At 69.0% G+C, this 20,699-nt stretch carries 16 protein-coding genes; 11 read left to right on the top strand and 5 right to left on the bottom strand.

The annotated features are described in order from the left end of the window. Positions 1-268 precede the first annotated feature (268 nt). From HEP75_RS21440 to HEP75_RS21400, 9 genes are all read left to right on the top strand, one after another. Entirely contained in the window at positions 269-1,540 is a 1,272-nt protein-coding gene (locus HEP75_RS21440) for an efflux RND transporter periplasmic adaptor subunit (RefSeq protein ID WP_185824875.1), read from the top strand. Positions 1,541-1,689: 149 nt separating this feature from the next. Then, entirely contained in the window at positions 1,690-4,896 is a 3,207-nt protein-coding gene (locus HEP75_RS21435; protein ID WP_185824874.1) for a CusA/CzcA family heavy metal efflux RND transporter, read from the top strand. Positions 4,897-5,050: 154 nt separating this feature from the next. Then, complete coding sequence (locus tag HEP75_RS21430; RefSeq protein WP_221899287.1) at positions 5,051-5,374, top strand: helix-turn-helix transcriptional regulator; 324 nt, start codon at positions 5,051-5,053, stop codon at positions 5,372-5,374. 1 nt (position 5,375) lies between these two features. Beyond that, positions 5,376-6,644 carry a type II toxin-antitoxin system HipA family toxin gene (locus HEP75_RS21425; RefSeq protein ID WP_185824873.1) on the top strand — a complete coding sequence of 423 codons (1,269 nt, stop codon included), beginning with the start codon at positions 5,376-5,378 and terminating at the stop codon, positions 6,642-6,644. A gap of 257 nt (positions 6,645-6,901) precedes the next feature. After that, entirely contained in the window at positions 6,902-7,138 is a 237-nt protein-coding gene (gene rpmB, locus HEP75_RS21420) for a 50S ribosomal protein L28 (protein WP_003467012.1), read from the top strand. Between the two features lie 10 nt (positions 7,139-7,148). After that, a complete protein-coding gene (gene rpmG, locus HEP75_RS21415; protein ID WP_170874102.1) occupies positions 7,149-7,316 on the top strand; it encodes a 50S ribosomal protein L33 in 168 nt (55 codons plus the stop codon). 219 nt (positions 7,317-7,535) lie between these two features. Further along, the gene (cls, locus tag HEP75_RS21410) at positions 7,536-8,954 is read left to right on the top strand and encodes a cardiolipin synthase (RefSeq protein WP_185824872.1); all 1,419 of its coding nucleotides are present in this window, start codon (positions 7,536-7,538) and stop codon (positions 8,952-8,954) included. Positions 8,955-9,069: 115 nt separating this feature from the next. Then, entirely contained in the window at positions 9,070-10,503 is a 1,434-nt protein-coding gene (locus HEP75_RS21405; RefSeq protein ID WP_185824871.1) for an FAD/NAD(P)-binding protein, read from the top strand. 210 nt (positions 10,504-10,713) lie between these two features. Continuing rightward, on the top strand, positions 10,714-11,079 hold the full coding sequence (locus tag HEP75_RS21400) for a DUF6713 family protein (RefSeq protein WP_185824870.1): 366 nt from the start codon (positions 10,714-10,716) through the stop codon (positions 11,077-11,079). A 168-nt stretch (positions 11,080-11,247) separates the two neighbouring features. On the opposite strand, the gene HEP75_RS21395 is transcribed toward HEP75_RS21400, so the two are convergent. Further along, the gene (locus HEP75_RS21395) at positions 11,248-13,239 is read right to left on the bottom strand and encodes a PEP/pyruvate-binding domain-containing protein (protein ID WP_185824869.1); all 1,992 of its coding nucleotides are present in this window, start codon (positions 13,237-13,239) and stop codon (positions 11,248-11,250) included. 332 nt (positions 13,240-13,571) lie between these two features. Here HEP75_RS21395 and uvrD point away from each other — a divergent pair, with 332 nt between their 5' ends. Both uvrD and HEP75_RS21385 read left to right on the top strand, forming a co-directional pair. Then, entirely contained in the window at positions 13,572-15,773 is a 2,202-nt protein-coding gene (uvrD, locus tag HEP75_RS21390; protein ID WP_185821511.1) for a DNA helicase II, read from the top strand. 406 nt (positions 15,774-16,179) lie between these two features. Next, entirely contained in the window at positions 16,180-17,565 is a 1,386-nt protein-coding gene (locus HEP75_RS21385) for a serine hydrolase domain-containing protein (RefSeq protein WP_185824868.1), read from the top strand. On the opposite strand, the gene HEP75_RS21380 is transcribed toward HEP75_RS21385, so the two are convergent. The 4 genes from HEP75_RS21380 to HEP75_RS21365 all read right to left on the bottom strand — a co-directional run bounded on the left by HEP75_RS21380 (position 17,543) and on the right by HEP75_RS21365 (position 20,360). Next, positions 17,543-18,247 (bottom strand): LytTR family DNA-binding domain-containing protein, encoded by a 705-nt coding sequence (locus HEP75_RS21380; protein ID WP_185824867.1) that lies wholly within the window; start codon positions 18,245-18,247, stop codon positions 17,543-17,545. The two genes, HEP75_RS21385 and HEP75_RS21380, sit on opposite strands and share 23 nt — an antisense overlap. After that, the gene (locus HEP75_RS21375) at positions 18,244-19,284 is read right to left on the bottom strand and encodes a histidine kinase (protein WP_185824866.1); all 1,041 of its coding nucleotides are present in this window, start codon (positions 19,282-19,284) and stop codon (positions 18,244-18,246) included. The genes HEP75_RS21380 and HEP75_RS21375 overlap by 4 nt, the downstream gene beginning before the upstream one ends. A gap of 173 nt (positions 19,285-19,457) precedes the next feature. Continuing rightward, a complete protein-coding gene (locus HEP75_RS21370; protein WP_185826696.1) occupies positions 19,458-19,844 on the bottom strand; it encodes a VOC family protein in 387 nt (128 codons plus the stop codon). Between the two features lie 114 nt (positions 19,845-19,958). After that, positions 19,959-20,360, bottom strand: coding sequence for a hypothetical protein (locus HEP75_RS21365; RefSeq protein ID WP_185824865.1), 402 nt, complete (start codon positions 20,358-20,360; stop codon positions 19,959-19,961). Positions 20,361-20,699 lie beyond the last annotated feature (339 nt).

Raw genomic sequence — 20,699 nt, 5'->3', positions numbered from 1 at the left:
GGCCGGCGCGATCATGTTCGCGTTAGCCGCACTACGCCGCGCGCTGCGCCAGCGTCGCGCGCAGCCTGCAGCGCTGGCGCTGTGCATGGCGCCGGCCGATTCCAGCCGCTCTGCGGGTACGCCGATCGCCAGCGCCGATCGCAAGGATCCGCCGCCTGTTATGCCGCCGCGCGAACCGCGCCACGCGGCGCCGGCGAACGCAATCGCTTCCGACCACCTTCTCCCGACGCCTGGCGCCCGCCGCCGGCGTCTTTCAGGACGCCCTACGATGAAATTCGAATCCGCTGCGCTGATCGCGCCGCTGTTGCTTGGACTGCTGCTCGGCGGTTGCGCCGGTGCCGGCGACGACGCCAGTCACGACGAAGCCGACGCGCATGGCGCAGCCGGCGAAGCCCATGCCGAGGAAGCGCGCAAGGGTGCGCATGGCGGCCGCCTGCTCGAGCAGGATGGCATCGCGGTCGAACTGGCGATCGCCGAGGACGGCACGCCGCCGACCTACCAGGCCTGGCTGTACCGCGACGGCAAGCCGTTGCCGCCAGGCGCCGGCAGCGTCGAGGTGCGGCTCACGCGGCTGGGCGGCGTGGCCGAGACCCACCGTCTGCGCGCGCGCGACGACGGCGGCCTGCTGGCCGACAGCGTGGTCAGCGAGCCGCATTCCTTCGACGTGGAAGTGCGCGCCACGGTGCAGGGCAAGGCGCTGCGCTGGACCTATCCCAGCTACGAAGGTCGTACCGAGATCGCGGCGAAGATCGCCGCCGATGCGGGCATCCGCGTCGCCCCGGTCGGCCCCGGCAGCATCGCCGACGAGCACGAGGTGCAAGGCCTGCTGACCCCGGCCGAAGGCGCCCAGGCGCAAGCCACCGCGCGCTTCCCCGGCCCGGTGCGCAGCCTGCGCGCCAACGTCGGCGACCGCGTGCGCGCCGGGCAGGCGCTGGCCACGGTGGAAAGCAACCTGAGCCTGACCACCTACACGATCAGCGCGCCGATCGCCGGCACGGTGCTGGCGCGCACTGCCAGCGTCGGCAGCAGCGCCGCCGAGGGCCAGGCGCTGTTCGAGATCGCCGACCTGTCCACGCTGTGGGTGGACCTGCACATCTTCGGCGCCGATGCCGGCCACATCGCCGCCGGCGCGCCGGTGACGGTAACCCGGATCAGCGATGGCACGGTCGCGCAGACCACGCTGGAACGCGTGTTGCCGGGCACCGCCACCGCCAGCCAGAGCACGGTGGCGCGCGCGGTGCTGCGCAACGAGGACGGGTTGTGGCGGCCGGGCTCGGCGGTGAAGGCGCGGGTCACGGTGGCGCAGCAGCCGGCGGACCTGGTGGTGCCGGTGACCGCCTTGCAGACCTTCCGCGACTGGGACGTGGTGTTCGTACGCGTGGGCGACATCTACGAAGCGCGGCCGCTGCAGATCGGCGCACGCGATGCACGCCAGGTGCAGGTGTTGTCCGGATTGAACGCCGGCGATGAAGTGGTGGTGGAGCAGAGCTATCTGGTCAAGGCGGACATCGAGAAGTCGGGGGCGTCGCATGAGCATTGAGCTGCGCACCGCGCCCCGGCCCCCCTGTAGGAGCGGCTTCAGCCGCGACAGACACCCGAACGTAGACGTGATGCCGGCAGATCGGTCGCGGCTGAAGCCGCTCCTACAGAAAAGCGCCGCGTTTAGCGCCACGCACGGAGGCCGCCGCCATGCTCGCTAACCTGATCCGTTTCGCCATCGCGCAGCGCTGGCTGATGCTGGCGCTGACCGGGGTGCTGATCGCGATCGGCGCGTGGAGTTTCTCGCGCCTGCCGATCGACGCCACGCCCGACATCACCAACGTGCAGGTGCAGGTCAACACCGCCGCGCCCGGCTATTCGCCGCTGGAGGCCGAACAGCGCGTCACCTTCCCGCTGGAGACGGTGCTGGCCGGCTTGCCGGGGCTGGAATCCACGCGCTCGCTGTCGCGCTACGGGCTGTCGCAGGTCACCGTGGTGTTCGCCGACGGCACCGATCTGTACTTCGCGCGGCAGCAGGTGGCCGAGCGCCTGCAGCAGGTGAAGTCGCAGTTGCCACCGGAACTGGAGCCGCAGCTCGGGCCGATCGCCACCGGCCTGGGCGAGATCTTCATGTACACGGTCGAGGCCAAGCCGAACGCGCGCAAGCCCGACGGCACGGCGTGGACCGCCACCGACCTGCGCACGCTGCAGGACTGGGTGGTGCGGCCGCAGCTGCGCAACGTGCCCGGCGTGACCGAGGTCAACACCATCGGTGGCTATGCGCGGCAGATCCACATCACCCCGGATCCGGCGCGGCTGGTCGCGCTCGGTTTCACCCTGGACGATGTGGCGCGCGCGGTCGAGGCCAACAACCGCAACGTCGGCGCCGGCTACATCGAACGCAATGGTCAACAGTTCCTGGTGCGGGTGCCGGGGCAGGTCAGCGGCATCGCCGAGATCGGCGCGATCGTGCTGGACCGGCGCGAAGGCGTGCCGATCCGGGTGCGCGATGTGGCCCAGGTCGGCGAGGGGCCGGAACTGCGCACCGGTGCCGCCACCCAGGACGGCAGCGAGGTGGTGCTGGGCACGGTGTTCATGCTGGTCGGCGCCAACAGCCGCGCGGTGGCGCAGGCCTCGGCGGCGCGGCTCGAACAGGCCAACCGCAGCCTGCCGCCGGGCGTGCAGGCGGTGCCGGTGTACGACCGCACCGCGCTGGTCGACCGCACCATCGCCACCGTGGCCAGGAACCTGGTCGAAGGCGCGCTGCTGGTGATCGCGGTGCTGTTCCTGCTGCTGGGCAATTTCCGCGCGGCGCTGATCACCGCGGCGGTGATCCCGCTGGCGATGCTGTTCACCCTCACCGGCATGGTCCGCGGCGGCGTGTCCGGCAATCTGATGAGCCTGGGCGCGCTGGATTTCGGGCTGATCGTCGATGGCGCGGTGATCATCGTGGAGAACTGCCTGAGTCGCTTCGGGCAGGCGCAGCAGCGGCTGGGCCGGGTGCTCAGCGCCGCCGAGCGCTTCGAGCTGACCGCGCTGGCCACCGCCGAGGTGATCCGCCCCAGTCTGTTCGGCGTGGGCATCATCGCTGCGGTGTACCTGCCGGTGTTCGCGCTGACCGGCATCGAAGGCAAGATGTTCCACCCGATGGCGATCACCGTGGTGCTGGCATTGACCGGGGCGATGCTGCTGTCGCTGAGCTTCGTGCCGGCGGCGATCGCGCTGACCCTGGGCGGCAAGGTCGCCGAGCACGAGAACCGCGCGATGCGCTGGGCGCGGCAGGCGTATGCGCCGCTGCTGGACGGCGCGCTGCGCCACGCGCGCTGGATCGGCGCTGGCGCGCTGGCGCTGGTGCTGCTGTGCGGCGTGCTGGCCACGCGGCTGGGCACCGAGTTCATTCCCAACCTCGACGAAGGCGACATCGCCCTGCATGCGCTGCGCATTCCCGGCACAAGCCTGGAACAGGCCATCGCCATGCAGTCCACGCTGGAGCGGCGGATCAAGCGGTTCCCGGAAGTGGCGCACGTATTCGGCAAGCTCGGCACCGCCGAGGTCGCCACCGATCCGATGCCGCCGTCGGTGGCCGACACCTTCCTGATCATGAAGCCGCGCGCGCAATGGCCCGATCCGCGCAAGCCCAAGGCGCAGTTGCTGGCCGAGATCGAGGCGGCGGTGCAGCAACTGCCCGGCAACAACTACGAGTTCACCCAGCCGATCCAGATGCGCATGAACGAGCTGATCTCCGGCGTGCGCGCGGACGTGGCGATCAAGCTCTACGGCGACGATCTGGACACGCTGGTGGAGGTCGGTCGGCGCATCGAAGAGGTGGCCAGGACGGTGCCCGGCGCGGCCGACGTCAAGCTCGAACAGGCCACCGGCCTGCCGATGCTGACCGTGGTCCCGGACCGCACCGCGCTCGCCGGCTACGGACTCAATCCTGGCGTAGTGCAGGACACGGTGGCGGCCGCGGTGGGCGGGCAGGACGCCGGGCAGCTGTTCGAGGGCGACCGCCGTTTCGCCATCGTGGTGCGCCTGCCCGAGGCATTGCGCCAGGATCCGGCGGCACTGGCCGATCTGCCGATCCCGCTCAGCGGCGATGGCGAGCGCGGCGACGCCGACGAGTCCAGCCGCGCCCCCGGCTGGCGCAGCGGCGCGCCGATCACCGTGCCGTTGCGCGAAGTGGCCAAGGTGGAAACCGTACTGGGGCCGAACCAGATCAACCGCGAGGACGGCAAGCGCCGCATCGTGGTCACCGCCAACGTGCGCGACCGCGACCTCGGCGGTTTCGTCGCCGAACTGCAGCGGCGCGTGCAGGCCGACGTGGAACTGCCCAGCGGCTACTGGATCGGCTACGGCGGCACCTTCGAACAGCTGATCTCGGCCGGGCAGCGCCTGGCCTGGGTGGTGCCGGCCACGCTGCTGCTGATCTTCGCGCTGCTGTACTGGTCGTTCGGCTCGCTGCGCGATGCGGCGATCGTGTTCAGCGGCGTGCCGCTGGCGCTGACCGGTGGTGTGGTCGCGCTGGCGCTGCGCGGCATCCCGCTGTCGATCTCGGCTGGGGTCGGCTTCATCGCGCTGTCCGGAGTGGCGGTGTTGAACGGGCTGGTGATGATCGCCTTCGTGCGCAAGCTGCGCGAGGACGGCCTGCCGCTGGCGCAGGCGCTGCGCGAAGGCGCGCTGGCGCGGTTGCGGCCGGTACTGATGACCGCGCTGGTGGCGGCGCTGGGCTTCGTGCCGATGGCGTTCAACGTCGGTGCCGGTGCGGAGGTGCAGCGGCCGCTGGCCACCGTGGTGATCGGCGGCATCGTCTCCTCCACGCTGCTGACCCTGCTGGTGTTGCCGGTGCTGTACCGCTGGCTGCACCGGCGCGACGCTGCAGCAGCGGCGTCCGCTGTGCATGCAGGCCACCCGTTATGACGGTCCATCGATGTCGGCAGCAACGTGATTTCTTAAATTTTATTAATACGTCCGATTGATAACATCTATGTTAGTTTTCTTGTGCGGGCGATGATTGGCATCGAAATTTCTTAAATGATATGGTTTCCTTCAATCGCTAACATCTATGTTAATTATGCGTCGGAACGAAGCCGAGTTCGCCACCACTGCCGCTGTGAACACCGCCAAGCACCTGGCGATGCTGGTGAAACAGGCACGGATGGCCCGTGGGTGGTCCCAGGCCGGGCTGGCTGAGCGGGCACGCATCAGCGCACCCACGATGAACCGTATCGAGAAGGGGTCTCTGGGGGCCTCCCTCGGCGCTTGGTTGGCTGTGCTGGAGCGGGTTGGGCTACTGCACAAACTGAACCAGCTGGACGATCCTGCCTCCAAGGCAATCATGGACAGCACCAAGGCCAAGCGGCCCATCCGTATGTCCAGCCAGGACCTGGACTTCTGACATGCCTGTGGTCTTCATTCACTTGCCCGATGAAGTCGATGCGGTTCCTGCCGGTCGCCTGACGTTGCTGGAAGACGGCACCGAGGTGCGCGCGTCCAGGTTCGCCTACGGCCGGCGTTATCTCGACCGGCGCGACCCGAGCGCGGTGGCAGTCGATCCGGTATCGCTGCCCCTTGCCGATGCAGCGGGAGAGCAGCTTCCGGCGAACGGTCTGGCCATGTTCGGCGCGCTTCGCGATGCCACCCCGGACGACTGGGGTCGCCGGGTGATCGAGAACCGCCTGGGCGTGCCGGCGAACGGGTTGCCGGAATCCACGTATCTGTTGCTGGCAGGCTCCAACCGCGTAGGGGCGCTGGATGTTCGCGAAGAACTGGAGAGCGGGCCGGCCGCTGGCGCGTTGCCACGGGTGCTCGACCTGCAGCACCTGGTCGACGCGGCTGGGCGGGTCGAGGAAGGCCTGCCGGTGCCGGCGCATCTGCAGTTCTACTTCGAGGGCGCTCCTTCGCTGGGCGGGGCGCGGCCCAAGGCCCCGATTGCCCATGCGGGCCGGGAGTGGATCGCCAAGTTCCCGTCGATCAGGGACCGTTTCAACGTGCCGGCAGTCGAGCGAGCCACCCTGGAACTGGCGCGTCGTGCGGGTCTTACTGTGCCTCGCACCGAACTCGTCACTCTGGTCGATGGTCGACAGATCATGCTGATCGAGCGATTCGACCGGGAGCCGGTGGAGCGCGGGATGAGTCGGAAGCATGTGGTCAGCGCGCTGACGATGCTCGGCCTGGATGAGCATCAGTCCCCGGCATCCAGCTACGCGGCTATCGTCAGCGCGATCGAGGGGTTTGCGGCAGAAGGCAGCGTCGCGACCCAGCGGGAAGAGCTGTTCTCTCGCATGGTGTTCAACATCCTTGTCACCAATGACGACGACCACCTTCGCAACCATGCCTTTGTCCACGAGGATGGCGCCTGGAATCTGAGTCCGCTCTACGATGTGGTTCCCAAGGGGCAGGCAGGAACCGAGCGCAACCTGCACCTGGGTGTCGGTCCGCGAGGTAGGCGCGCCACCTTGGACAATGCGCTGCATGGTTGCGGAGCATTCGGCCTGTTCCCCGCGCGCGCCGCGCAACTGATCGGCGGGATCGTAGCGGCGACCCGGACGTGGCGAGAGGTCTTCGAAGAACTGGGAGTCCCGATGCGGGACTGTGATGCCGTCGCTACGGCCTTCAGGCGTGCATCCGATATCGGCATGCGCGAGGTCGAGCGCCATCTCGTCTGAGCAGGCTCGACTTCACTCGCAACGGCGCGGCGGCACTTCCCGGCGGCGGTAAGTGCTTGCGACACAAGGGAAAGGCATGCATAATGCGCGGCTCGCTGTGCCCGGCTCCGGTCGGAACGGCGGCCGGATGCGCGATCTCCGGCCGGCCTCTCCCAGCGTAACTGCTTGATTTCCCACGTCGCGTGGTGGCCCACAAGGCTGCCGGGGCCGCCGTCTCCCAGGCTATGGGCGACTCAAACTTTCTATCGAGGTGCGTAATGTCCCGCGTATGCCAAGTGTCCGGCAAGCGTGTGCAGACGGGTAACAACGTCTCCCACGCCAACAACAGAACCCGTCGTCGCTTCCTGCCCAACCTGCACGAGCGCCGCTTCTGGGTCGCCAGCGAGAACCGCTGGATCAAGCTCCGTGTTTCCGCGCATGCGTTGCGCACCATCGACAAGAACGGGATCGATGCCGTTCTGAAAGAGCTGCGCGCGCGCGGCGAAAAGGTCTGAGGAGTAAACAATCATGGCAGGCAAGCGTGACAAGATCCGTATGATTTCCTCGGCCGCCACCGGCCACTTCTACACCACGGACAAGAACAAGAAGAACACTCCGGGGAAGATGGAAATGATGAAGTACGACCCGGTCGTGCGTAAGCACGTGATGTACAAGGAAGGCAAGATCAAGTGATCGACTGATCGCTGGATCGCCTTTCGAGGTCGACACGGAACCCGCCGCAAGGCGGGTTTCGTGCGTCTGGGGCCTGCACATTTTGTTCTGACTGCGGGGCCGTCGCCGCTGTGCGAGGCGGACGCCCGGCGCGCGCCGCCAGCCGCGGCACTGCACGCAACGGTTGCGTTTGCCGCCGCAGCCCGCAGAATCGGGCGACTTGGCTTGCGAAGGGTCGCGATGCTGCCGTTCTGGTTGGAAGGCACCTGGTTGCTGGCGCTGGATTGGCTGATCCGGCTGGTGGCGTTGCTGTGGATTCCCGCGCGCACCACGCCCGGCGCGGCGCGCAGCTGGCTGCTGCTGGTCGGGTTCGTGCCGGTGCTCGGCCTGCCGCTGTACCTGCTGCTGGGCCACCCGTGGCTGTCGCGCGAGCGCATCCAGCGCCAGGCGCAGGCCTCGCAGGTGATCCGCGAGCAGCAGGTGCCGTTGACCGCGCTGCGCTGGACTCCGCCCGCCGACACCGCGATCGCCGAAGTGGTGCCGCTGATCGAGCGCCAGGGCGATTTCATGCCCACCCACGGCAATACGGTGGAATTGCTCGATCGCTATGCGGACTCGCTGCAGGCGCTGATCGACGACATCGACGCGGCGGTGGAGCGAGTGCACCTGCTGTACTACCTGATGTTCGACGATGCGGTCGGCGACGCGGTCGTGGCTGCGTTGTTGCGTGCCGCCGCGCGCGGCGTGCGCTGCCGCCTGCTGCTCGATGCGCGCGGCGGCAAGCGCGGGCTGCGCCGCTACCGCAAGCGCCTGCGCGCGGCCGGCGTCGAGGTGCAGGCGCTGCTGCCGGGCGGCCTGCGCTGGCGCCGCAGCGGGCGCATGGACCTGCGCAACCATCGCAAGATCGCGGTCATCGACAACCGCGTCGGCTACACCGGTTCGCAGAATTTGGCCGCGGCCGAATTCGTGCGCGGCCATCCCAACCGCGAACTGGTGGTGCGGCTGCAGGGACCAGTGGTCGGGCACCTGGAGGCGGTGTTCGCCAGCGACTGGTTCATCGAGACCGGGCAGCGCCTGCGCGTGGCCGACGGCACCGGGGTGCACGGTGCCGACACCGCCACGCAACTGCTGCCCAGCGGCCCGGCGTATCCGTTCGAGAACGCGCGCGATGCGGTCAACGCGCTGATCCATCTGGCGCGGCGGCGGATCGTGATGGTGACGCCGTACTTCGTGCCAGACGAGGCCACGCTCAGCGCGCTGCGCATCGCCGCGCTGTCCGGGGTGGACGTGCAGCTGATCCTGTCGGAGAGCAGCAACCAGCGGCTCACCGCCTGGGCGCAGGAGGCGTACTACGACGAACTGCTGCGCAGCGGGGTCAAGATCGCGCTGTACCGGCCGTGCTTCCTGCATGCCAAGCACCTGAGCGTGGACGAGGGCATCGCCCTGGTCGGCTCGATCAACCTGGATATCCGCTCCTTCGCGCTGAACGCCGAGATCGGCGTGCTGTGCTATTGCGCCGAGGTGGTGCAGCGGCTGCGCGCGGTGGAGGCCGACTACCTGGCCGATGCGCGCGCGCTGTCGCTGCAGGATTGGCGCAAGCGGCCCACCTGGCGGCGCAGCCGCGAAGGCATCGCCCGCCTGGCCGATGCGTTGATGTGAGTGCGCACGTACATGACAGCATGATGTCGCCGCCATGCGCGATGTTCGCGCCGACATGAGCGATGGTTCTTAGCCGCGGGCGGAGCCGGCGAGGGCATCCCTTACAATCGCCGGCATGAGCGACCTCTTGCCCCCCGCCTCCGATGGCGACTGCGACTGCGATATCGCCATCGTCGGCGGCGGCGCGGCCGGCACGCTGGTGGCGCTGCACCTGCTGCGGCAGGCCACGCAGGCGCTGCGGCTGCAGCTGATCGAACCGCAGGCGGCGCTGGCGCAGGGCGTGGCCTATGCGACGCCATGCGCGGAGCACCTGCTGAACGTGCCGGCGGGACGCATGAGCGCCTTCGCCGAGTTGCCCGACGATTTCCTCGACTGGCTGCAGCAGCAGGCGCTGTATCCGGCGCTGCAGCGCGACGCGCTGGCGCAGGCCTATGTGCAGCGCCGCCATTACGCCGACTACCTGCGCGCGCGGCTGGCGCAGGCGCACGCGGCGAGTCCGGCGCAGTTTCAGTGGCGGCAGCAGCGGGTGGTGGCGCTGGGCCGGGATGCGCATGGCCAGGCGCTGCAACTGCAGGATGGCGCGACGCTGCGCGCGCAGGCGACGGTGCTGGCGCTGGGCAACAGCCTGCGTCCGCTGCCGGCGCGCGGCGCGGCCAGCCTGCCGGCGCACGTGCGGGTGGATGCCTGGAACTACGAGCAGCTGCGCACGATCCCGCGCGAATCCACGGTGTGCATCGTCGGCGCCGGGCTGAGCATGGCCGACAGCGTGCTGACCCTGCTCGCCAATGCGCACCGCGGCCCGGTCCACGTGATCTCGCGGCACGCGGTCCTGCCGCTGCCGCATGCCGAGCATGCCGGCCACGCCGCGGCCGACTTCGACCCGCAGCCGTTACTGGCGCTGCCGCTGCGCCAGCGCCTGCGCGCGCTGCGCCGGCATGCGGCCGCGGCACAGGCACGCGGCCTGCCGTGGCAGAGCGTGATGGAGCGGCTGCGGCCGCTGGGCCAGGCGCTGTGGCAGTCGCTGTCGGCTACCGAACAGCGGCGCTTCCTGCGCCATGCCGTGCGCTACTGGGATGCGCACCGGCACCGCATTGCCGCACCGGTGTTCGCGCAATTGCAGGCGATGCGTCGGGTCGGCCAGCTGCGCGTGCACCGCGCGCGATTGGACACGGTGTTCCCGGTCGGCGCCTGCGTGCAGGTCAACGCGGTCGGTCCCGACGGGCTGGCGCTGCAACTGGACGCGCACTACCTGATCAACGCCACCGGCGTGGAGTTGCGCGCGCAGACCATGCGCAACCCGCTGCTGCACCAACTGCTGGGCTGCGGCCACGCTGCGCCCGGCCCGCACGGTATCGGCGTCGCCACCGCGTCCGATGGTGCGCTGCTCGACGCCGACGGCCATGCCGACCCGAACATCCGCGTGCTCGGCAGCCTGCGCATCGGCAGCCTGTGGGAAAGCCTGGCGATCCCGGAGTTGCGCGTGCAGGCGCAACAGCAGGCGCAGGCGTTGCTGTGCGAATGGCGGCCGGCGAGCGCCGGCGCGAACTAAAAGCGCGCCTGGCTGCCGTCATGGCGCCTGTGCAGTGCGCGCTGGCCGGTTTTCAACGGTCGCGCGTTCGAACCTCCGCGATCGGTCGATAATGGGCGTTACCGCCGGCCCACCCGGGGAGCAGGAATGCCTTTGCAGTGGCGCATTCCACTTCCGCCGCACGCACAAGACGGCGCGCTAGGATCGTTCGGAAAATCAGGAAGCCATGGCATGGAACGTCTTTACTTCGCGACAGCGCTTTCGCTGATCCTGCATCAGATCGACGCCGCCTTCTGGCAGGAATGGAAGATGTTCGCCGTTCCCGGGGGCATCCAGGGATTCCTGGTCTTCAACGGCGTTGCGGTCGGTGCGCTTCTCTACGGTTATCGAAGCGTCCTGCTGCGCGGTCGCCATGCACGAGCATGGGCGCTCGGTTGTGGTGGCGTGGGGGTGACCACCTTCATCCTGCACGCGGGCTTTGCGCTATCGGGCCGCAAGGACTTCAGCCTCCCGCTCTCGGTGCTCGCCATTCTGGCTTGCCTGGCGTTCGGCACGGCGCTGCTGCTGACAGCGCTACGCCCTCGCCCGGTCCACTGAACGCGACTCCTCGGCAACCGCAGGATGTCCGCTTCCGGCAATAAGCGGACATGGGCAGACGAATGCAGCACATGGTCCCGCACAGCGAAGTCGACGCGATGCGACGGAGACGGCCTCCGCGGCGCAGGCTTCAGGCAGCGGTATGAAAGGCGGCACGGCAATAGCGCGTCATGGCGCGCTTCTGTCCACATACGGCCGCGACTGCAAAATCACCACCTCGTCGCCGACCACGGCCCATTCGATGTCCTGGTCCGCGCCGCCCAGCGCCTGCTTGGTGGAGGCGCCGACCCTGGCCAGCCGCGCGATCAGCGCGTCGGTCAGCACCTGGCGCGAGCCGGTGATGGGCACTTCGCGCACGCCGCCAGCGGCGTTCGCCACGAGCTGGGTGTCTTCGGCCGAGCGGCTCAGCACCTGCACCGCCTTGGACCAGGTCGAATACATCACCTGTTCGGCCTGGCGCTTGCCTTCCACCACGCGGATGCCGAGTCCGCGCTTGGCCGAGATGTAGGTGATGTGGCGGCGGGCGGCATCGAACGGATCGCGGGTGATCATCACCCCCGAACTGTCCGAGGGCGCGGCCAGCTGCACCAGCACCGCCATGGCCACCGCGTCCTGGCGCAACCCTGCCGCCGCGCGCGCCTCGTACGCCTCGAAGTTGTAGACCGAGGCCCACACCGTCTGCACGGCCTTGGCCAAGGCATCGGCGCGGGTCACGTTGGGCACGGTGGTGTACAGGCCGGCGCCGCTGAAGCCCGGCAGATCCTCGGAGTTGGACGAACTGCGCACGAACACCGGACCGCCCTGGAGTTGATCGCGCCATTGCGCGTCCAGCACGCGAACGAAAGCGGGATCGGGCGCGGCGTCGGCGATCTCGGCACGCAGCGCCGCCAGCGCCTCGCGACGGACGTTCGCGTCGGTAGCGAAACCCGGGCGACGCTGCAGGTCCTGCAGGCGCTGCGGAATCTGCAGCCGCTGCATCGCCGCCTGGTAGTGCGAGAACGGGATGCAGAAGCCATCGGGCACACGCGCGGCCGGCGGCAGCGCCGCCTTCAGCGTGCCGAGGTTGGCGGCCTTGACCCCGCAGTGGCCGCTGTCGCGCGCGCGCAGCGCCGCCAGGGGCTTGAGCGCGACTACCGTCAGGTCCGGGCGCGGCAGGTTGCGCGCCGCCGGACGGGCGGCCGCGGGCGATGGCGTCCTTGGCGGGCGCGTCAGTGGCGTCACCCGGTAGTCGTTGTGGGTGACCTCCAGCGCCACCCAACGTCCGTCGTACTGGCGCAGGGCGGTCTGCGCATCGCGCACATAGACATTGGGAATGCCCCAGCCCTTGGCCAGCAGGTTGACGTGGGACAGCAGGGTGGACGGGCGTTGCGTCACCAGGCCGGCGACCGGCGCCAAGGCGATCGGTACCTCGTCCAGGACCGGGATGTCGCGCGGCGACAGCGTGCGCAGCTGTTCCTCGGAGCGCACGATGCGCAGCCGCCCCTCGGCGCGGCCCGTGTTCAATGGCAGGAAGCGCTGCTCGCGCAGTAGCGCCTCCTGGCTGACGTAGGCCAGCCCCATGGAACTGGCCAGCTGCTCGTGCTGGGTGGAGTTGGTCTTGAAGCGGATCGGCTCGCGGAACGAGGCATGGACCACGTCGTCGGTCTGCCGCAGCAAGGGCGCGGTGAGCTGGTCGCCCTCCCAGAACTCGTAGGTGTAGCCCGGCAGGTCCCGCTGCCAGCTGATGGTGCCGAACAGAAAGCGCCGCTGCGGGTCGCGGTACTGCGCGTTGCGCGTCGCCTTGTCCATGACGCGCACCAGCCGCTGATGCTGCACGAACTGCTCGTGCAGCGCATGCCGGGGCGTATTGATGTAGTAGATGCGCGCTGCATTCTGCCGATCGATCACGAAGATCAGATGCGGCATCTCCAGCGCGGTCCCGGCGTTGTAGACCCGGGCGAGCTGCATGAACTGCGCGCGGCTGTCGATGCGCGACAGGTAATCCGGCCCCTGCGTCGGCTGCAGCGGGGAGGTACCACTGCTCTGGCGGTATTCGTAGGGCGACGGTTTGCGCGCGGTCTGCGCCATCGCAGGCGCGGTACACCCCACCAGCAACGCGAGCGTGGCGGCCGATGCGAACAGGCGCTGGCGCCAGGCAAAGTGCGTACGGGATCGGTCCATGATGCCGGTGCGGGTATTGGGAGTGCGGATCTTAAGCCAGTCCCGTCGGCTTTGGACGCCGCGAAGGCGCTGCCGCAGGCGCCGCATGGGGATCGGCCGCATGCTCGGTTCCTGGCGCGCAGGCGTCGACGATGGCCGCCTGCAGCGCCTGATCGACGGCAGCCGGGCGGCAGCGGCCTGTCCGTCTTGCCGTGGCCGACGCTGCGCGTGTGCGTGGCGATCGTCGCCGGCCGGCTGCTCCCGGCGGGGTGAACGCGCCGCCGCGGCCGCTTTTTCGCGATCCGGTTGCCCGGTCGCAGCCGGTGCGCCGCCGCAACCGGTAAAATACCCCGGTGGATGTCTCCCATTTGCTCGATGATCTGAACCCCGCCCAGCGCGAGGCCGTCTCCGCCCCGTCCGGCCATTACCTGGTCCTGGCCGGCGCCGGGTCCGGCAAGACGCGCGTGCTCACCCACCGCATCGCCTGGCTCAACGAAGTCCACGGCGTGCCGGTGCACGGCATCTTTGCGGTCACCTTCACCAACAAGGCGGCTGGCGAGATGCGCCACCGCACCGACCTGCAATTGCGCAACGGCAGCCGCGGCATGTGGATCGGCACTTTCCACGGCCTGGCGCATCGCCTGCTGCGCCTGCACTGGCCCGACGCCAAGCTGCCGGAAAGCTTCCAGGTGCTGGATTCGGACGACCAGCTGCGCCTGGTCAAGCGCGTCGTGCAGCAGCTGGAACTGGACGAGGGCAAGTTCCCGCCCAAGCAGATCGTGTGGTGGATCAACCAGCAGAAGGACGAGGGCCGGCGTGCGCAGCACATCCAGCCCGAGCCGCGCGACGAGTGGACCACTACCTTGCGCAGCGCCTACGCGCTGTACCAGGAGCGCTGCGACCGTGCGGGCCTGGTCGATTTCGCCGAGCTGCTGCTGCGCGCGCACGAGCTGCTGCGCGACAACCCGGCATTGCTGGCGCATTACCGCAGCCGCTTCAGCGAGATCCTGGTCGACGAGTTCCAGGACACCAACGCGATCCAGTACGCGTTCGTGCGCGTGCTCGCTGGGGACACGGGGCGTGTGTTCGTGGTCGGCGACGACGACCAGGCGATCTACGGCTGGCGCGGCGCCAAGGTCGAGAACGTGCAGCGCTTCCTGAAGGATTTCCCGAACGCGCAGACCATCCGCCTGGAGCAGAACTACCGCTCCAGCGCCAACATCCTCAACGCCGCCAACGCGGTGATCGCGCACAACCCGGACCGCATCGGCAAGCAGCTGTGGACCGATTCGGGCGACGGCGACCCGATCGACCTGTACGCGGCCTACAACGAGATCGACGAGGCGCGCTACGTGGTCGAGCGCGTGCGCCAGTGGGTGCGCGACGGCGGCAGCTACAGCGAGGCGGCGGTGCTCTACCGCAGCAACGCGCAGTCGCGCGCGTTCGAAGAATCGCTGATCGCCGAGCAGGTGCCGTACCGCGTCTACGGCGGCATGCGCTTCTTCGAGCGCGCCGAAATCAAGGACACCCTGGCCTACCTGCGCATGGTCGCCAACCGTGCCGACGACGCGGCGTTCGAGCGCGCGGTGAACACGCCCACGCGCGGCATCGGCGACCGCACCCTGGACGAAGTGCGGCGCCTGGCGCGCGCGCAGTCGCTGTCGCTGTGGGCCGCCGCGCAACAGGCCGCGCAGCAGGGCGGCGACCTGGCCGCGCGGGCGCGCAATGCGCTGGCGCAGTTCCTGGGGCTGATCGAGCAGTTGTCCGCCGAAGTGGCCGGCCTGCCGTTGCCGGAGCAGATCGACCAGGTGCTGGCGCGCTCGGCGCTGCGCGAGCACTGGAGCAAGGAAAGCCGCGGCGGGCTGGATTCGGAATCGCGCACCGACAACCTCGACGAACTGGTCTCGGTCGCCTCGCGCTTCGTGCGCGCCGACAACGACGAGGACGCCGACGAGGGCCGCCAGGCGATGACTGAGCTGGTCGCGTTCCTGGCCTATGCCTCGCTGGAGGCCGGCGAAGGCCAGGCCCAGGCCGGCGAAGAGGGCGTGCAGCTGATGACGCTGCATTCGGCCAAGGGCCTGGAGTTCCCGCTGGTGTTCCTGGTCGGCATGGAGGATGGCCTGTTCCCCAGCGCGCGTTCGCTGGAGGAGAGCGGGCGCCTGGAAGAAGAGCGGCGCCTGGCCTACGTCGGCATCACCCGCGCCCGCCACAAGCTGGTGCTCAGCTACGCCGAGTCGCGGCGCATCCATGGCCAGGACAACTACAACGTGCCTTCGCGCTTCCTGCGCGAGATCCCGCGCGAGCTGCTGCACGAAGTGCGGCCGAAGGTGCAGGTGTCGCGCAATGCCTCGCTGGGCGCGCCGCGCAACCTCGGCCACAGCGCCATCGAAGCGCCGGCGATCCGGCTCGGCGCCAACGTGCAGCATCCCAAGTTCGGCGGCGGCGTGGTCATCGATTACGAAGGCAACGGCGCGCACGCGCGCGTGCAGGTGCAGTTCGACGAGGTCGGCGCGAAGTGGCTGGTGATGGCGTACGCCAATCTGACGGTGATCTAGGCTGTTAGCGCGATCGGGATGGGCCACGTTGCCGAGTCCCGATCGCGTCAATAGTCCTAGGCCGCGTCTTCCATTCCAGAGCGGCTTGCTCGGGAATCGGCCGCACGCCCTGGCCCTGCTCTTCGTCGCCGCGCCGCGTGCCGCGGCACGTGGCGCGGCGCTTGGCGAGTGGGCCTGCAAGCACGCAAGCGCTCCGCGGCGGCGGCCTTCCCCGCTGGCGCATCCGCGGGACCCGCCGGCCAGCCGGCGCTGCAACGTCTGCGTTTGCCGCGCGGATTCCGCGCCCGCGCCGCCACTCGTCCGTTCCGACGACCGCTCACGCGGCGTGCCGCCCGTCCGTCATAGGTCGCTGGAGTGCGGCGCCCGGGCGCGCCAGCCTTGCCCCACATCACCAAGGGGAAGGCGCATGACATATCGTTTGACGTGGTTGCTGGCAGCGGTCCTGGCCATGGCCGGCACCGCGCATGCCGCGGCGGGAGCGGCCACGGCCTCAGCGGAGGCTGGCCTGGCCCAGGCGGCCACGGACTTCTTCAAGGACGCCGGGCCAGGTGGCGTGGTGCTGGTGACCCGTGGCGATCGGGTGCTGCTGCGCCAGGCCTATGGCATGTCCGATGTGGAGAATGGCGTGCCGATGCAGCCGGAGTCGGCATTGCGCCTGGCATCGGTCACCAAGCAGTTCACCGCGGTGGCGGTGCTACAGCTGGTCCAGGCCGGCAAGCTGGACCTGGAGGCGACGCTGCTGTCACTGGATCCGGCATTGCACGGCCCATTGGCGAAGGTGACGATCCGCCAGCTGCTGACGCATACCTCGGGCATCAAGAACGTCAGCAGCATCCCCGCCTCGCGCGCCGCGCGCCGCGAGGACACCGACGCCATGCGCCTGATCGGGTACTTCCAGGACCTGCCGCTGGAGTTCGCGCCGGGCACGCGGTTCCGCTACAGCAATTCCAACTACATCGTGCTGACCCACCTGATCGAACGCCTCACCGGCCAGCCCTACGCGGCCTACATGCAGCAGGCGATCTTCCAGCCGCTGGGCATGACCCACACGCGCTACGACGATCACCTGGCGCTGATCCCGCACCGCGCCCATGGCTACCGCCGTGCCGGGCAGGCGCTGCAGAACGCAGACTTCATCAGCATGTCGCAGCCGCAGGGCGCCGGCGGCCTGATCAGCAGCGTGGACGACCTGGCGATCTGGCACCGCGCGCTGCGCGACGCCACGCTGCTGCCGGCCGCTGCGTTCGCCCAGGCCATGGCCAAGACCAAGCTCGCCGACGGCACCCTGTCGCCCTATGGCTTCGGCTGGATCATCGGCCAGGCGAACGGGTTGCCGGACGTGGAGCACGGCGGCTTCATCAACGGCTTCAACAGCTACGTGGTGCGCATCGGCGAGCCGGACGTGTTCGTGGCGGTGCTCACCAATGCCGAGTTCCTGGATCCCACCACGCTGGCCGTGCGCCTGGCGGCGATGGCGGCCGGGCGGCCGTATGCCGGCACGGACCCGGCGCCTGCGCTGCCGCCGGGCCGCACCGGGCAGTATCGGTTCGCCGACGGCGCCCGCACGCTTGCGCAAGTGGATGGCCGCCTGCAGCTGCAGCGCGACGGCGAGGATGCGCTGCCGCTGCAGGCGCATGCGGACGGCCGCTACTATCTGGACGGTGGACTGGATGCGTTGAGCTTCGGCCAGGACCGCGCTGGCCGGCCCACGATGACCTTGCACGACCGGCTGATGGGCGACAGCACCGGCGTGCGCGAGGCGGATGCGGCTACAGGCTCAACAGTTCCCTGAAGCGCGCGCTCTGCCGCCGCGATACCTCCACCTCCAACCCGCCGCGCAGCGTGAGCAGCAGGCCGCCGTTGCTCCAGGGCGCCACCTGCTCCACGTAGTCGAGATTGACGATGTACTTGCGGCTGGCGCGGAAGAACTTTTCCGGCGCCAGCTGCGCCTCGATCGCGCCGAGCGGGCGATACAGCAGCGGCGCATGCTGCTGGAAGTGGACCCGGCTGTAGTTCCCGACCGCCTCGATGACGCGTACGTCGCGCGGCTTGACCAGGAAGCAGTGCTCGCCGTCCTTGATGAAGATGGCGCTGTCCATCGAACGCCGCGCCGGGCTCGCCGGCATCGACTCGGACAGTTTCTGGATCGCCTGCGCGAGCCGCTGCGGTTCGATCGGCTTGAGCAGGTAATCCACGGTGTTGAATGCGAAGGCCTTCAGCGCATAGGCATCGAAGGCGGTGGTGAAGACGATGCGCGGCACCTGCGACAGGCGTTCGAGCACGTCGAAGGCATTGCCGCCGGGCAGGTCGATATCCAGGAACACCACATCGGGTGCGACCGCTTCGATCAGCGCGACCGCCGCCTCCACGTCGGCCGCGTGGCCGACCACGTTCACCTGCGGATAGGCCTTGAGTTGATGCTGCAACTCGAAACGCGCCAGTTCCGAATCCTCCACGATCACCGCTTCGATCACGCCGCCGCTCCTATCCACACGCTGGCCACCACGCACTCTTCCTCTTGAACCAGGTGCAAGCCGGCGCCAGGCCCGAACGACAGCAGCAGGCGCTGGCGCAGGTTGTTCAAGCCGGTGCCTTGTCCGTCGTCGCTGCGCAGCCGGCCGCTATTGCGCACCTCCAGGTGCAGGCCGCCGCGTTGCATCGCCACGCAGACCTGCAGTTCGCCGCCGGTGCTGCTCGGCCCCAGGCCATGCTTGATCGCATTCTCCACCAGCAGCTGCAGGCAGAAGCGCGGCACGCGCATCGCCAGCGCCTGCGGGTCCACCTGTTCCTGGTAGCGCAGCCGCGCGCCCAGCTGCAGGCCGACCAGGCCCAGGTAGTCGCGCACCACCTCGAGTTCTTCGCGTACCGACACCAGGGCCTCGTCGCCGCCGGAGAACTGATAGCGCAGCGTGGCGGCAAAGCGCGTCAGTTGCTCGCGCGCCGCTTCCGGGTCCTTGAGGATCAACGCGCGGATGTTGTTGAGCGTATTGAAGGTGAAATGCGGGCTCAGCTGACCCAGCAGGCGCTGCAGTTGCGCGTCCTTCAACGCCAGCTGCAGATCGCGTTGGGTGCGGGCCGCCTGCTGCAGCCGGGTCTGCCGGCTGATGGCCAGGTACAGCAGGCTCCAGGCGATATACGCCACGGCCAGCAGCGGCGCGCGCGACATCGCCGGCTGCGCTTCCCGCAGCGCCGCCAGGGCCGGGGCCAGGCCTGCGCCCAGGGACAGCGCGGCGTGGAACAGCAGGTCGATCGCCACGGCCGCCAGCACGCTTGCGGCAAACAGGATGCCCAGCCAGCGCACATCGCCATAGCCATCGGCCTGCAATCGCCGGTAGAGCCAGCGCAACCCCAGGCTTCCCGCCAGCCCGGCCGCACTCAAGGCGCACATCGCCATGAACTGCAGCGCATCGGCGACCGCCGCTTCGCTCGGACGCGCGGCGTAGGCGATCGACAGGAACAGCGACCAGCCGAACGCTTGCAGCAGCCAGAACTTGGGCGTCACGGAGGGCATGTCCGGCAATCGGGCCGCCACTTTAGCGCCGTTGCAGGCCACTGGGTCGCCCTTGTTCGCAGCGCGGCGCGGTTACACCCCGGCGGCGCCTGGCGTCGGCTTCGTCTGCAATCGTGGCCGCGGGGGATGCTGGGCGCCCACAGTCGCAGCGCCCGCCGATGCAGCCTGGCGGCTCACTGCCCGGCAGGCGGTTGCCAAAGCTCCACCTTGTTACCTTCCGGATCGATGACCCAGGCGAATTTCCCGTATTCGGAATCGTCCACGCGCTCGAGCACGTTGCAGCCTTCCTCGCGCAATACCGCGACCAGCGCATGCAGATCCTCGACCCGGTAATTGATCATGAAAGGCGCTGTGCTGGGCGCGAACTGATCGCCTTGCGCCGCGCCGATCGACCAGATGGTGCTGCCGGCGACCGGCGTGCCGGCAGCGTCGGTCCAGGGGAACGCCGTGCCGCCCCACGCCTGCACATCGATGCCCAGGTGCCGCTTGTACCAGGCCTGCAACGCCGCAGCGTCGTTGGCCTTGAAGAATATGCCGCCAATGCCGGTGACGCGCTTCATGGGATGTTCCAGGACGGGGCGATGGTCGAGGATGGTTTCGCGGCCTGGGCGCAGCGTCAAGCCGCGCCGCGGCACGGCATCAAGCGCCGGACGCACGCGCTGGAGGAAACGCGTTCATTCCCAGAAGCTGTACTTGCGCGCCAGCGCCAGTTGCTCGCCGCCGGCGAAATGGCCGGCCAGCTCCTTGAACCCCACGGTGCCGACGAAGGTGGAGGAGGGGCAGCCCGGCGTCGCGTGCGACGGCAGCGCGATGCGCACCTGGTCGGCGGTCATCGTCACCTGGCCGATCGCCGGCGGGCCGGCCTTGCCGTCGGCGCACTGCACGATCGCGTAGTAGTCCTGGCCGGCGCCGGCGCCGGCGCCGCGATCGGCCTTGACGATGAAGATCTCGTAGCCGTACAGCAGGCCGTCCTTGTCCAGTTCCAGGGTCGAGAACATGCCGGTCTGGCGCGGCTGGCAGCCGCTCAACGCCAGCGCCGCAAGCGCCAGCAGGACCATGCGCTGAACGGTCTTCATGGGGGAAGGGGCGGCGGCGCGATCGCGCCTGGGGCGCGCGGCGAACGCTGGCGCTGTCGTCTTCACGAACCGATCGAACATGGAACTTCCTTCTGGCGTCCGTTGCAATAAAGGTGCGCCGCAATGAGGTGGACGGGCGAGCGTCCGGCATGCCCAAGGCGCGCTATGAAAGTGTGTCGATCATCACACAATGCGCGCAGGTTTTTCCACACTTTTAAAGGACAGGCAACTCCTGCCCCTGGGTGCTGAGCCGCCATTGGCGCGCCGATCCGGCATGACGCCACGACGCCTTCAGCGGCCGGCGGTGGCAAGCACTCGTCGCGGACACGCCAGGCGTCG

Origin of the sequence: Xanthomonas sp. SI (assembly GCF_014236855.1) — a bacterium.
In the GTDB taxonomy this organism is placed as follows: domain Bacteria; phylum Pseudomonadota; class Gammaproteobacteria; order Xanthomonadales; family Xanthomonadaceae; genus Xanthomonas_A.
This window is presented reverse-complemented; position numbering and strand designations above follow the sequence as displayed.

What these genes read in the sequence shown, in the direction of transcription:
- HEP75_RS21440 (WP_185824875.1), top strand. Translation starts at nt 269, where the DNA reads ATGAAATTCGAATCCGCTGCGCTGATCGCGCCGCTGTTGCTTGGACTG.
- HEP75_RS21435 (WP_185824874.1), top strand. Translation starts at nt 1,690, where the DNA reads ATGCTCGCTAACCTGATCCGTTTCGCCATCGCGCAGCGCTGGCTGATG.
- HEP75_RS21430 (WP_221899287.1), top strand. Translation starts at nt 5,051, where the DNA reads ATGCGTCGGAACGAAGCCGAGTTCGCCACCACTGCCGCTGTGAACACC.
- HEP75_RS21425 (WP_185824873.1), top strand. Translation starts at nt 5,376, where the DNA reads ATGCCTGTGGTCTTCATTCACTTGCCCGATGAAGTCGATGCGGTTCCT.
- rpmB (WP_003467012.1), top strand. Translation starts at nt 6,902, where the DNA reads ATGTCCCGCGTATGCCAAGTGTCCGGCAAGCGTGTGCAGACGGGTAAC.
- cls (WP_185824872.1), top strand. Translation starts at nt 7,536, where the DNA reads ATGCTGCCGTTCTGGTTGGAAGGCACCTGGTTGCTGGCGCTGGATTGG.
- HEP75_RS21405 (WP_185824871.1), top strand. Translation starts at nt 9,070, where the DNA reads ATGAGCGACCTCTTGCCCCCCGCCTCCGATGGCGACTGCGACTGCGAT.
- HEP75_RS21400 (WP_185824870.1), top strand. Translation starts at nt 10,714, where the DNA reads ATGGAACGTCTTTACTTCGCGACAGCGCTTTCGCTGATCCTGCATCAG.
- HEP75_RS21395 (WP_185824869.1), bottom strand. Translation starts at nt 13,239, where the DNA reads ATGGACCGATCCCGTACGCACTTTGCCTGGCGCCAGCGCCTGTTCGCA.
- HEP75_RS21385 (WP_185824868.1), top strand. Translation starts at nt 16,180, where the DNA reads ATGACATATCGTTTGACGTGGTTGCTGGCAGCGGTCCTGGCCATGGCC.
- HEP75_RS21375 (WP_185824866.1), bottom strand. Translation starts at nt 19,284, where the DNA reads ATGCCCTCCGTGACGCCCAAGTTCTGGCTGCTGCAAGCGTTCGGCTGG.
- HEP75_RS21370 (WP_185826696.1), bottom strand. Translation starts at nt 19,844, where the DNA reads ATGAAGCGCGTCACCGGCATTGGCGGCATATTCTTCAAGGCCAACGAC.
- HEP75_RS21365 (WP_185824865.1), bottom strand. Translation starts at nt 20,360, where the DNA reads ATGAAGACCGTTCAGCGCATGGTCCTGCTGGCGCTTGCGGCGCTGGCG.